Source organism: Shewanella sp. YQ_9 (genome assembly GCF_043103185.1).
In the GTDB taxonomy this organism is placed as follows: Bacteria; Pseudomonadota; Gammaproteobacteria; order Enterobacterales; family Shewanellaceae; genus Shewanella; species Shewanella algae.
In genome coordinates this window covers 74,100-87,207 of the sequence record NZ_JBICJO010000004.1, presented here as the reverse complement: position 1 = coordinate 87,207, position 13,108 = coordinate 74,100, and the positions used below count along the sequence as shown (strand labels likewise).

Here is a 13,108-nt window from a genome sequence, read left to right as displayed (position 1 = left end):
GTCGGCTTACCGCTTTTGCAGGGGAGTGGTAGCAGAATGACTCTGTTGCCGGCAGTCCTGTTCACTCCGCTGACTAAAGCTGAAAATGTGCCAGGGCAAACTGTTCTGGATGCAAGGGATAACCGAAAAAGAACCCCTGTGCCAGCCCGTCACCCATCTGCCGCACCATATCATTTTGATCGGCCGTTTCTATTCCCTCGGCAACAAACTTGAGCTCCAGTGCCTGTGACAGCTGCACTATGGCCTGACACAGACGTTTGCCTTTCTGATGCTCCAGCTGTTCGGCAAATTCACCGGCAATTTTCAGCCCATCCAGGGGCAGGCTGCCTAAACGGCTCAGTGATGACAGCCCGGTACCGAAATCATCGAGGACGATTCTGACCCCCAGCTCCCTGAGTTGTTTGAGGGTTTGTTTGGCCTGGCGTGGATGGCCCAGCAGTGCCGATTCTGTGATCTCCAAAATCAGTGCTTCGGCGGGAAGCTGATGATGTTGCAGCGCCGATTTTACCTGCTGGTAAAAGTCCAGGTGCTCCAGTTGCAGCGGCGACACGTTGACCGAAATAATAAAGTCGTTGTCCTGTTGCCGCCAAAGCGCCAGTTGCCGGCAGGCTTGCTCCAACACCCAGTTGCCGACAGTGACTATTAGACCGGTTTCTTCCAGCAAAGGCACGAAATCGGCCGCTTCCAGTAGTTCGTGTGGACTCTTGTGCCAGCGCAGCAGTGCTTCGGCGCCGGCCATGCGGTTATCCTTGAGCCTGACTATGGGTTGGTAAAACAGGCTCAGTTGCCCCAGCCCCAAGGCATGACGCAGATCGCCGAGCAATTTGAGTTTATGTTCGGCGGCCTCACTCATGGAGCTGTCATAGAAATTGATATGACTGGCGCTGCGTTTGGCACTGTACATGGCGGTGTCGGCCTGGCTCAGCAGCTCGGAGGGATCTATCTCCCGGTCGCCAAACAGGCTGATACCTATACTGGTACCCAGGTAGAATTTCTGTCCTTCCAACTCAAACGGCGTCTCGAACAGGGCCAATATCTGCTGCGCGAAACGGTAGATATCTTCTCTGTCGCGGCAATGCTGTAACACCAAGGTAAATTCATCACCGCCCATGCGGGCGATGTCGGCTCTCTCTATGCAACCGGCTTCCAGCCTGGCGGCGACCAATTGCAGTATTCTGTCACCCATGGAGTGGCCAAAGCTGTCGTTGACATGTTTGAAGCCGTTGAGGTCGAGAAACATCAAGGCACCTGTGGTTGGTTTTCCTTGGTTGGCTGCTTCGCGACTGGCGCTGAGGGCCTGGCGCAGTTTGCGCTTCATATGACGACGATTGGGAAGTCCGGTGAGCATGTCGAACATGGCTTGTTCTGTCAGGCGAGACTCCAGTTGCTTGCGCTCGCTGATATCGCTGAAGATGGTGACCAGATAACAACCGGATTCGGTCTGTAACCTGCGACTGCTCTGCCAGGCGGGAAAGTGACTGCCATCGACTCGGGTATGGCTGACCTCGCCCTGCCAGAAGTCCCGCTGCGCCAAGGCGGCGCGGCATTCTCTCTGTTTGGGGTCGTTTGCGGTTTCGAGGATCTGCAGTTGCTGGCCTATCAATTGTGCCTGGCCGAAACCGCAAAGGCGGCAGAGGGCCCGATTGACTGCGAGGATTTTGCCCGAGGTATCACTGATGACTACGGCTTCGGCACTTTCTTCAAGAATGCCCGCCAATACGCTGCGGGGCAGCAAGCCAAATACGTCCTGAGCTTCACCTCTGGGGCCCAGGCGACGATCCAAGGCTTCGAAACGCACCAGGATCATCCTGTTACTGTCTATTCTGACGGGTTCCAGGTAGAGGCGGGTTGGCAGTTCTTTGCCGTGGCGATTGAGATGCAGCCACTCCTGCACCTGGGGCTTAGCCGTAGCGGCCTGCAGTAGTTTTTTCGCCAACTCTATGCTGCTCTGGCCGCCCAATTGCAATCTGGGGGCAAAGTCATAGAGAGTGGCATCGAGAATTTCCTGGTGGACACAGGCGAAGTAATCCAGCGCGGCCTGGTTGGCTGCGAAAATTTTACTCCCTCTGAACAGTGCCAGAGGTGTTGAGTGAGGATCGCTGCGCCAGAGTTGCAACTGGGGGCCAAGCTTTGTGTCGGCCACCAGACTCTGCAGCAGTTGTGTCCATCGGATCATCCAGGATACTCCCTTGTCGTTCTCCCGCTGAGAACCACTTCCCTTTGTCAATACTTCAATCCTTTGGTTTTAAAACTAAACAGATCTACTCTGTGGCTCAATCAAAATTTCGTTTTGTTGCTAAAAATGTTCATTATCGGTCAAACTGGTGAAAAAATGTGTGATAGTCCTTGGAAGATGGATTTTTGTTCTCTCTCATGCAGGAGTGAATTATGGCGAGATTAATACTGTTACTGAGTTGGCTGCTGGCCTTTGGCGTGAGTGCGGCCGATTTGACTCAACTGAGTGAAAAAGCCAGTGAAGATGCCCGGCGTCTGGAGCAGGAACAACTGGAAAAAGCCAGGGCCGCAGCCAAGGAAACTGCCGAGCGGGAACAGAAGGTGCTCAAACGCCAGCAATCCGGTGAATGGCAGGAGGAGCAAAGGCTAAAAGCCAGTAAACAGTTTGATGAGAGGGCGCAGCGGGAACAGAAATATTTGCAGGAAGCCAAAGAGGCGGCGGCCAAAGAGCGCAAAATCGAAGAGCCCAAGATGAAGAAGCTGAAACAGAAGCAGATAGAACCTTAAGCCAGCTGTATTTCAGCCCCCAAGTTAAAGTGCTTGCCGTCCAAACCATTCAGACTAACAGGGAGATGTTATGAAATCTTTTGTCTCGGGACTGAGCCTGCTTCCCGTCTTGTTGTTGCCATTTGCCGTATTCGCAGCCGACCCTAATGTGCTGGCGCAGCAGCAAGCCGCCAAGTTGGAGCCAAAAGTGATTGAATGGCGGCGGGATCTGCATAGGCACCCTGAGTTGTCCAACCGTGAGTTTCGCACGGCCGCCAAGGTCAGTGAGCACCTGCAATCTTTGGGATTGGAAGTACAGACGGGTGTGGCTCATACCGGTGTCGTTGCCTTGCTCAAGGGCGATTATTCCGGGCCCTTGATCGCTCTTCGGGCCGACATGGACGCCTTACCTGTTACTGAAGCCGTGGATCTTCCCTTTGCCTCCAAGATTAAGGCCGACTACCGTGGGCAAGAGGTGGGTGTCATGCATGCCTGTGGTCACGATACCCACGTGGCTATCTTGATGGGGGTGGCCGAAGCCCTGAGCAACTTGCGATCTCAGCTTCATGGTGAGGTGATGTTTATTTTCCAACCGGCGGAGGAGGGAGCGCCTGAAGGGGAAGAAGGCGGCGCCGAGTTGATGCTGAAGCAGGGGCTGTTTGCCGCCAAACCCGAACGTGTTTTTGGGCTGCATGTAACCTCGAATCTCCCAACAGGCATGATAGGGCTCAGAGCCGGGCCAACCATGGCCAGTGAAGACTCTTTCAGTATCCAGGTTAAAGGACGTCAAACCCATGGCTCCCGTCCCTGGAATGGCGCCGACCCCATAGTGGCCGCGGCACAAATTGTCAGTGCCTCGCAAACTATTATCAGCCGCCGCACTGATTTGACTGCCGGCCCCGCAGTATTGAGCTTTGGTGCCATCAACGGCGGGATACGTTCGAATATCATTCCCGATGAGGTTGAGCTTATCGGCACCATCAGAACCTTTGATCAGCCGAGCCGGGCCAATATCAAACAGCAACTGAGCAAGACCGCCGAATTGATAGCGCAAGCCAATGGCACTGAGGCGAAGACAGAGATAGTCCAAGGCTATCCTGTGCTGGTGAACAGTGCTGAATTGGTGGCCGAAGTCAGGCCCTTGCTGGAGCAAGTGGTCGGCAAGGGGAGGCTGGTGGAACCCGGGCTTATCACAGGGGCTGAGGACTTTGCTTTCTACGCGCAAGAAACCCCGGGGGTTTTCTTCTTTCTTGGGGTAACTCCTGAGGGGACTGACCCGGCAACGGCGGCCAGCAATCACTCCCCCTATTTCTATGCCGATGAAGCAGCGTTCAAGACGGGGGTAGAGGCGTTGACCACACTGGCACTCACCAGCTTAAGCGGCAAATAAACCGTACGGGATAAAGCATTTTGCTTACAAAATCTGACAATTCCGTATCACTTGTTACTTGATTTACAGTGCTTTTTTACCCGATATTGGATCTTTTGAAATCAGCAATCAGCCAAGGAGCGACCCAATGAAGCGTACGCTGACCGCCCTGCTGATGTCAGCCAGCCTTCTTGGTGCGGCGACAACACAGGCGACCACGGCCGAAGATATTCAGAGTTTTACCCTGAATAACGGCATGAAAATCATGGTATTGGAGGATTCATCCATTCCCAATGCCAACATGTATCTGTTTTGGAAGGTGGGTTCACGCAACGAGGTGCCCGGGATCACAGGGATCTCCCACTTCTTCGAGCATATGATGTTCAATGGCTCCAAGAAATACGGCCCTAAGATGTTTGACCGCACCATGGAAGCGGCCGGTGGCGCCAATAACGCCTACACTACTGAAAACGTGACCGTTTATACCGACTGGTTCCCTTCCAATGCTCTGGAAACTATTTTTGATCTGGAAGCCGATCGGATTGCGGCGCTGGATATCAATGCCGAGATGGTAGAGAGTGAGCGCGGCGTAGTTGCCTCCGAGCGTACCACAGGGCTGGAAAATTCCAACTGGCGTACCCTGCAGGAAGAGGTAAAAGGTGTGGCCTTCAGGGCGCATCCCTATAGCTGGTCTGTGATTGGCCATGAATCTGATATTGCGGCCTGGACCTTGGAAGATCTGGTGCAGTATCACAAGACCTACTATGCCCCCAACAATGCGGTTGTGGTGATTGCCGGTGACGTTAAGCTGGCTGAGGTCAAGCGTCTGGCCCAGCGTTACTTTGGCCCTATCCCGGCGCAAGAGCCACCCAAGGCGGTGAAGACAGTCGAGCCGCTGCAAAAAGGGGAACGACGGGTCTTCGTCAAGAAAGAGTCTGTCAGCACGCCTAATATCATGCTGGCCTATCACGTACCGGCCACCACCAATAAAGACTATTACGCGCTGGATCTGCTGACCTCGATTCTGAGTGAAGGCAACAGCTCGCGCCTCTACAAGGCTTTGGTGGACAAGCAGTTGGCGATTGCCGCCGAGACTTATATGCCCATGTCTTTTGACCCCAACCTGTTGTACATCCTTGGGGTGGCGGCCCCAGGTGTCAGCGCCACCACTCTGGAGCAGGCATTGATCGAAGAGGTCAACCGTATTGCCCGTGACGGCGTTAAGGTTGAAGAGTTGGCAAAAGCCAAAAATATCAAGCTGATGGATTTCTATCGCAGTATGGAAACCATCAATGGCAAGGCCAACACCCTGGGCACCTACGAACTTTATTTCGGTAGCTTCGACAAGCTGTTCCAGGCACCGGATGCCTATAACCAGGTCACAGTGGCCGACATTCAAAGGGTGGCAGAAACATACCTGCGCCGGGCCAACCGCACTGTGGGGGTACTGGCTGCACAAGAGGAGGCGGATCAATGAGCAAGGTTTTTTCTCTCAAGGCCTCTCTGGGCGCCGTGGCCATTGCCGCAGCCTTGATGGTTTCTGGTTGTCAGTCTACCCAGGTGAAGGTGAGCCAGGATACCGGCCACTTTGTACTGCCAACATATGAAAGAGTCACTCTGGATAACGGCCTGACGCTGATGCTGATGCCGCAGAAAGAGGTGCCGTTGATCACCCTGAATGCCGTGGTGAAAGTCGGCAGCGTCAATGACACCACAGCCGGTGTGGCAGAGGTGACGGCTCAGGGCTTGTTGCTCGGCGCCGCCGGTCGCACCAAGGCCAGCATAGAGCAGGAGGTGGACTTTCTCGGTGCCAGTCTGAATGCCGATGCCGGCCGTGAGGGCAGTTACCTCAGCGCCGATTTTATGGCCAAAGATGCCGATACCATGCTGGGATTGTTTGCCGATGTGCTGACCCGTCCCGACTTTGATGCCACCGAGTTTGATAAACTCAAGAGCCGCAGAGTCGCCGAGCTGGCGCAGGAGAAAGAGAGTCCCAAGTCCGTGATTGGGCGCTACTTCAACAAGCTGGTCTTCGGTCAGCATCCTTATGGCAATGCCACTTCGGGAACCAGCGAGTCTGTGTCCCAGTTGACGGTCAACCAGCTGAGAGCCTTCCACAAGGGCTACTATCAACCGGCCAATACCGCTATCAGCGTGGTGGGCGATTTCGATCCGGCGCAGATGAAGGCCAAGCTGCAAGCGGCATTCGGTCAATGGAGCAACAGCGAATCGCTGCGTGCCGTCGACCTCAAGCAGGGGCTGCCGACTCTGTCTGCCAGCCGAGTCTTGCTGGTGGATAAGTCGGACGCGATAGAGACCACCTTCACCATAGGTGGCCTGGGTGTGACTCAGGATAACCCTGACTATGTGGGCCTGACTGTGGTCAATACCATACTCGGTGGCCGTTTTACCTCCTGGCTCAACGATGAGCTGAGGGTGAATGCCGGTTTGACCTATGGCGCGCGCTCGGGTTTCGTTCCCTATCGTGACTCAGGGGTGTTTATGATCAGTACTTTCACCAAGTCGGCTACTACAGAGGAAGCCATTGACTTGGCACTCAAGACCTACAGTCGCCTGTGGCAGAAAGGGATAGATCAGCAGACTCTGGATTCGGCCAAGGCCTACGTCAAAGGCCAGTTCCCGCCCAAGTTTGAAACCAGTGGCCAGTTGGCTGGTCTGCTGTCAGACATGTACTTGTACGGTTTTGATGAGTCCTATATCAATCAATTCCAGCAACGGGTGGATGGACTGACTCTGGCGCAGACCAAGCAGTTGGTCGATAGCTACTTCCCCAAGGATAAGTTGCAGATGGTGCTGATTGGCAGCGGCGACAAGATAGCCCCGATAGCGGCCAAGTATGGCGAGGTGACCCGGGTCGATATCAAGGATGTCGGTTTCGGCGGTTAACCCGGCCAACTTAATTAGACAGCCACCTCAATTGAGGTGGCTTTTTATATCATTCTGCATACGCGCTGTTACTTTGGGGCTTGAACTTCACACAAGTTCAGCCTGCGTTTGTCGTTCACGACAAACAGCCTGTCATCCATAAAGCTGACCTGAGCCTTGGCCGGTTTGATGTCACCGAGACTTTGAACCTGGGTTAGTGCCAGTTCAAAGGCGCTTTGATCATCGGCCAGTGGATGACACTCGAAGCGATTGTTGCCCTTGGTTCTTAACCACAGCTGTGTCCCACAATTGCTGAAACGGGCGCTGCCGGGCGCCAGAAGGCGAGACGATTGCAAGAGCAGATCTTTTTCCTGACCACTGCCGAGCATTTTGGAAAGCTTGCCAAATAGGCTGTCCGGCAGGCCATATCTGTACTCTGCCAATATTGTCTCTTGACTGTCCGCTGCAGACTGCCCCTGACAGAGGCAGAAAATTTGCCTGTCACAGACCTGGATCTCTTCCAGCCAGTGTGGGCTGCCCGGCTTTAAGGCGGTGAGCTCAGGTTCGTCCGGCTCCTTGTATCTGTTGACCAAGTGACACTGATCATCCTTGATAAATAACCAGGAAATGGCTCGGCCCTTACGGGTATTGGGGGAACTCATTCGCAGCAGCAGTTGATTGTCATCCAGCGGGCAAAGCTGCAATGGCAGAAAGTGGAAGTGTTGCTGCTCCACAGTCATGGAAAGCACATCCGGATTGGCAAAGGGGTAGTGCTGCGCCTTATCTTCTGTCAGTGAATCCCAGATCCAGAGCCCGGTTTCATCCACCAAGGTGAGTTGTTGATGCCAGAGACAGACCTGGGGATGCCCCTTAAATTGGGTGAGATCCAGCAGCAAGCTGGGGGAGTCCGCCTCGGTAGGCCAAATGGCCAGCAGCGGCTTACGCTCTGACTCGTCCCACAGAGTCAGCGCCAATAACTGCGGTGCCAGGAAGCGTGCGGCCTCCAGCAACCAGCCTTTGTGGTTGAAATCCCACTCTCTGATGATACGGCTCTTGAGTCTGTGCATGAGATCTCCGGCAATAACAGCATTGGCATTGATTGTCGCAGAAACTGTGCAATAGATCTGCTACGAAAACAGAAATTTATCGGCTTGTTTATCGGGAAACTTTGTTCTGAGCCAGGTGCGGTTCGACTGTGGGATTTGGCGGAGTTGGGCACTAACGCCCCGGGTACTAACGCATAGTCACGACACCGGGTTGCCGTTTGCCGGCCGCGCCAGGTAAGAGGCAAAAGGCGTTTTATGTCCTAAACTTCTTTATGCCTGCCACTCAGCCACAGAGATCCCCATGACCATGACAGATAACAAGCAGCTCGAAACGCCCACGACTCTGGATTCACTCGATTCGGCCCAATGGCTGCATATTTCGGAAACGGTAAAACTCTTGTTGTTGTCGATAGCTCAGATAGAGTTGACCCTGACTGACGGTGAACACAATGTCACCGGTTTAGGGAGTCTGTTTACCGACATGGCGGAGCAATTGCGTGAGGTGAATGCTTGGTTGGAAACTCAGGAGAATACTCCGGCCGAGATCTGCGATCATGGCCGCCATCTGGCCGGTAAGGTCAATGAAGGCATAGTGGCTTTTCAGTTCTATGATCGTCTGTCACAAAGGCTCAACCATGTGGTGACCGGGCTGGCGCTGACTGAAGAAGTTCTGCGGGATGAGCATAGTCGCACCTCGGAACATGCCTGGAAAATGTTACAGCGTACGATTAAGTCGACATACTCGCTGGACTGTGAACGCAAAATGTTTGATCTTGTGCTGCAGGGAATGCCACTACACGAGGCTTTGAGCCAGTATCAAGATGAACATCTCAAGCAAAACAACAACGATATCGAACTCTTCTGATTTTCTACGCCTGTTTATTATTTCCCTGGCCTTGGCCTGGCAACCCGCCTGGGCTGGCAAGGCCTCCTTTAGCCAATTCTGTGAAGCGCTCAATGGCCATTGGCAGGGGGATGGCGCCCAAAGCGGACAAACACCGAAGCAACTCAGCCTGGATGCCATCTGCAGTAAAGACAAGCGTCAGTTGTTACTCAGCGTCAGTGAAGGGGCACGCCATCCCCTGAGTGAAACCTGGTGGTTCAGAGACCAAGACCCCAGCGTGGGGCTCTGGTACTTTGACGGTGTGACCGAAGAACGCTTTCAATCTTTCACCCTTTACCACCAGGGCAGCGGATTTTCCCTGCTGGGTGAAGGGCAGTCCGGCGGACGCCCGGCGCTGATCCAACTGCTATTCGAAGCCGACAATGACGGCTGGCTCTGGCGCCAGAATTTGCACTATTTGGATGAGGACTCGGATAGCTATCAAACCTACAGAGCCATCTCACTGCAACATCGCTGATTTATTTAGCGCCGCTGAAACCTTGTTGACGCCATGCTTCATAGCTGATGATAGCCACTGCATTGGAAAGGTTCAGGCTGCGGCTGGAGGGCACCATAGGGATCCTCAGTCTGTGCTCTGCAGCAATGCTTTGCAATATTTCCTGAGGCAGGCCGCGGCTCTCTGGGCCAAACAAGAGCACATCACCTTGCCGATACTCGAGCTCAGAATGTGGCCGGCTGCCCTTGGTAGTGCAAGCCAAAATGCGTTTGCCCGCCATGGCTGCGAGAAAGTGCGGGAAATCCGGGTAACGGTTTACTCGGGTCAGATCGCCATAATCCAGCCCGGCCCGGCGCAGTTTTTTCTCTTCCAGATCAAAACCCAAAGGCTCTATCAGGTGTAGCTCGCAGCCGTTGTTGGCGCAGAGACGGATAATGTTGCCGGTATTGGGGGCGATTTCGGGTTCATAGAGGGCGATGTGGAACACGGGTTTACCATCCATCAGCGTGTGTAAAGGACGGCATTATACTCCCTGCAGATGAGGCTTTCAGTTACTTTTGCAACACCATTTCTCTTAACTTTCCTTCTTAAACGGTTTGGTATTCAACATTTTTTACTAATTGTGATGTGTTGTTATTGTTTATTTGGATTTATGTTAGTATATTTTTTGTTGCTCAACAGTTAATTATTGTTGATAAATAAGACTATAAAGTAAAGGGAGAGGGATATGTTTAACAATTCAAAGCTGGCTTCGTCAGTTAAACTGGCTCTGGCCTTGGGCGTTGCCTTAAGTACCGTTCCAGTTTACGCAGAAGAACAGGATGACAGCTCTCAGATTGAAAAGATTGCGGTTACAGGTTCTCGTATCGCAAAACCGGAGTTGAGCCAACCGACTCCAATAGTTAGTTTAGGTGCTGATGAAATAGCCAAGTTTGGTAATACCGATTTGGCGAGTATTCTTGCAGAATTGCCTGCCGTTGGTGCTACTGACACTATTATTGGTAACAATAACAGCAATGAGAATGCTGGTCTGAGTTCCGCTGACTTGCGTCGCTTGGGGGCTAACCGTACCTTGGTGTTGGTCAATGGTAAGCGTCACGTTGCTGGTGCTCCTGGTTCTGCTCAAGTGGATCTATCAACAATCCCCTCTGGATTAATTGAGCGGGTTGAAATAATCACTGGTGGAGCCTCCGCCATTTATGGTTCTGATGCTGTTTCCGGTGTTATCAATGTTATCCTGAAGGATAACTATGAAGGGTTTGAATTTGACGCATCTGCGGGGAACTCAACCGAAGGCGTCGGCACCGAGTACCATACTTTCAGTATCTTGGGTGGTGCAGATATTGCGGATGGTAAAGGGAACGTCACCTTCTATGCGGGTTATGACCGTACTAAGGAAGTGATGTCAGAAGCTATTCGCCAGTTTGATTCTTGGGGAACTATTGTTAATCCAGATAACACGGGTGAAGAAGATGGTATCCCTGATCGACTGCGGGTACCTAAGGTTTACTCAGAAATGATCAGCTCTAACGGCGTTATTAACCCGTTCGGTGGTGACCGCTGGGCTTTTGATAATGATGGTAATCCAGTAAGGCAGCCAGATCGTCAAGGTGATAACAGCTTTGCGTTTGGTAATTTCCCCGATGGATGTGAATACTGTTTCAATACCGAAGATTATGAAAACTATATACCTGGGGTAGAACGTATTACGGTTGGTTCTACCTTTAACTATCAAATTACTGACAATATTCAATTTTTCAGTGACTTCAAATATGTGAAAGCTGATATTACCCAACAGTTTCAACCGTCTTTCCTCTTTGGAGACATAGATATCAATGTGGCAGATAATGCGTTCATTGATGAGGATTTGAGGCAGAGCTTACTGGCTTCTGGTCAAGATGTTGTGTCTATGGCCAAGTTCTTTGATGAACTCGGCAACCGTTCTGCAGACAATCGCCGCGAAACCTTCCGCTTTGTTGGTGGTTTCAAAGGTGGCTTTGAATTGAGTAAGACACCATTTGATTACGAGATCTACTATGTATACGGTGAGACAAACAACCGTCGCAGAACTTTGAATGACTTGATTGAAGGGAACCTCTATGCTGCGGTTGACTCAGTGATAGATCCTGTATCTGGAGAAGCTGTTTGTCGTAGTCAATTACCAAGTGCTCAGGGCCCTGATTATGAAGACCCAGCAACTGTGAATAGTGGTGGTTGTGTGGCTTACAATCCATTCGGGCTTGGTCAGGCGTCTGAAGCTGCCAGAGACTGGGTTTCTGCAGACGTCACTCGTGAGGATAAAATCACTCAGGAAGTCATCGGTGGTTCCTTAGTCACAGATTCCAGCGAACTGTTTGAATTGCAGGGCGGACCTATCGATTTGGTGGTGGGCTTTGAATATCGCGAAGAAACTTCAGAGTCCATTACTGACGAGTTTACCAAAGCTGGTTTCCTGACTAATGCTGCGACACCTGACTCATATGGCGAGTATGATGTAACTGAGTACTTCCTGGAAGTGAATGTACCTCTGTTGAAGGACTTAGCTTTTGCCAATGAGTTATCGATAGATGGCGCTTACCGTAAGGCCGATTATTCCCATGCCGGTAACGCAGAAGCTTGGAAGGTGGGTGCTATCTATGCACCTATTGAAGAGTTACGAGTACGAGCCACTTATGGTGAAGCAATTCGAGCTCCAAACATAGGTGAAGCTTTTGACCCGGTATCTCCAGGTTTTGCTCGAGTAGCAGATCCTTGTGATGCAGACAATATCACTGATGATCCGGATCGTGCCGCCAACTGTGCAGCATTGGGGATTCCACCAGGCTTCCAGGCCAATGATAATGTCAGCGTTGATTTGCTTTCCGGCGGTAATCCCGATCTGAAGTCTGAACAATCTACTTCTAAAACCGGAGGAATTGTTTGGCAGCCTAGTTTCGTAGATAGATTATCCTTCTCTGTCGATTACTATGATATTGAGATCAAAGACGCTATCACCTTTGTTGCCGCACAAGATGTGGCCGATAACTGTGTTGATGCGACTGGCGGTCCAGATGCCGGGTATTGTTCTCAAATCGATCGTGACCCAGTTACCAATGATATTACTTTGGTTCGTTCGGGTTATTTGAACGCTGCGGCTTACAACACTCGTGGCCTCGAGTTCCAGGCGAGCTATGCTTTAGATGTGGGACCTGGCGAGTTGAGTATGAACCTCTTGGGAGATCGTCTGTTGGAACTTGAATTATTCGAATTCCAGGATCGTCCTGATGAGATCAACGATGAGAAAGGTGAAGTAGGTGATCCTGAGCTGCAGTTCCGCTTTAGCGCAAGCTATAAGTGGGAAGATTTGACTGTAAGTTGGGCGACTCGTTATATAGATAGTGTTGTATTGTATGACGTATCACCTAATGGTGGTTCTCCAGAAGATGTGGATATCAGTCATATCGGTTCAATGACGACCCATGATCTGTCAGCCACTTATTATATTTCAGATAATATAGTGGTACGAGGCGGTATTCGTAACCTATTTGATGCGGTGCCTCCTGGCTATACCGCAGATCCTAGCTACGATCTTGTTGGACGTCGTTTCTTTGCCGGTGTGAACATCAAGTTCTAATTCGGAAAGTGAAAAAAGTGCTGCAACAATTATGATGCGGCACTTTTTATTGTCTTGCCTAAACCATCATTCCCTGGCGATGGTGATTGTCTGGAATTAGGTGACTACTATAATCGGCCCTTTAAGAAGGCCG

At 51.8% G+C, this 13,108-nt stretch carries 10 protein-coding genes; 7 read left to right on the top strand and 3 right to left on the bottom strand.

The features are described from left to right. Positions 1–73: 73 nt before the first annotated feature. The gene (locus ACF8D4_RS01535; RefSeq protein ID WP_392464437.1) at positions 74–2,176 is read right to left on the bottom strand and encodes a putative bifunctional diguanylate cyclase/phosphodiesterase; all 2,103 of its coding nucleotides are present in this window, start codon (positions 2,174–2,176) and stop codon (positions 74–76) included. A gap of 212 nt (positions 2,177–2,388) precedes the next feature. Between ACF8D4_RS01535 and ACF8D4_RS01530 the strand changes: the two genes are divergently transcribed. The 4 genes from ACF8D4_RS01530 to ACF8D4_RS01515 all read left to right on the top strand — a co-directional run bounded on the left by ACF8D4_RS01530 (position 2,389) and on the right by ACF8D4_RS01515 (position 6,997). Next, entirely contained in the window at positions 2,389–2,742 is a 354-nt protein-coding gene (locus ACF8D4_RS01530; RefSeq protein WP_025888910.1) for a hypothetical protein, read from the top strand. 70 nt (positions 2,743–2,812) lie between these two features. Further along, the gene (locus ACF8D4_RS01525) at positions 2,813–4,111 is read left to right on the top strand and encodes an amidohydrolase (protein WP_392464435.1); all 1,299 of its coding nucleotides are present in this window, start codon (positions 2,813–2,815) and stop codon (positions 4,109–4,111) included. A 127-nt stretch (positions 4,112–4,238) separates the two neighbouring features. Next, positions 4,239–5,567, top strand: coding sequence for a pitrilysin family protein (locus ACF8D4_RS01520; protein WP_107111404.1), 1,329 nt, complete (start codon positions 4,239–4,241; stop codon positions 5,565–5,567). A gap of 56 nt (positions 5,568–5,623) precedes the next feature. Continuing rightward, a complete protein-coding gene (locus ACF8D4_RS01515; RefSeq protein ID WP_392464443.1) occupies positions 5,624–6,997 on the top strand; it encodes a M16 family metallopeptidase in 1,374 nt (457 codons plus the stop codon). A gap of 68 nt (positions 6,998–7,065) precedes the next feature. On the opposite strand, the gene ACF8D4_RS01510 is transcribed toward ACF8D4_RS01515, so the two are convergent. After that, on the bottom strand, positions 7,066–8,043 hold the full coding sequence (locus ACF8D4_RS01510; protein WP_392464433.1) for a hypothetical protein: 978 nt from the start codon (positions 8,041–8,043) through the stop codon (positions 7,066–7,068). Positions 8,044–8,323: 280 nt separating this feature from the next. Between ACF8D4_RS01510 and ACF8D4_RS01505 the strand changes: the two genes are divergently transcribed. Both ACF8D4_RS01505 and ACF8D4_RS01500 read left to right on the top strand, forming a co-directional pair. Beyond that, the gene (locus ACF8D4_RS01505; RefSeq protein WP_129979781.1) at positions 8,324–8,887 is read left to right on the top strand and encodes a hypothetical protein; all 564 of its coding nucleotides are present in this window, start codon (positions 8,324–8,326) and stop codon (positions 8,885–8,887) included. Continuing rightward, on the top strand, positions 8,844–9,383 hold the full coding sequence (locus tag ACF8D4_RS01500) for a hypothetical protein (protein WP_044735444.1): 540 nt from the start codon (positions 8,844–8,846) through the stop codon (positions 9,381–9,383). Before ACF8D4_RS01505 ends, ACF8D4_RS01500 begins: the two co-directional genes overlap by 44 nt. Position 9,384: 1 nt before the next feature. On the opposite strand, the gene ACF8D4_RS01495 is transcribed toward ACF8D4_RS01500, so the two are convergent. Next, complete coding sequence (locus tag ACF8D4_RS01495) at positions 9,385–9,849, bottom strand: tRNA (cytidine(34)-2'-O)-methyltransferase (protein WP_025010760.1); 465 nt, start codon at positions 9,847–9,849, stop codon at positions 9,385–9,387. Positions 9,850–10,089: 240 nt separating this feature from the next. On the opposite strand from ACF8D4_RS01495, the gene ACF8D4_RS01490 reads away from it, so the two are divergent. Further along, entirely contained in the window at positions 10,090–12,975 is a 2,886-nt protein-coding gene (locus ACF8D4_RS01490; protein ID WP_096142116.1) for a TonB-dependent receptor domain-containing protein, read from the top strand. Positions 12,976–13,108: the final 133 nt, after the last annotated feature.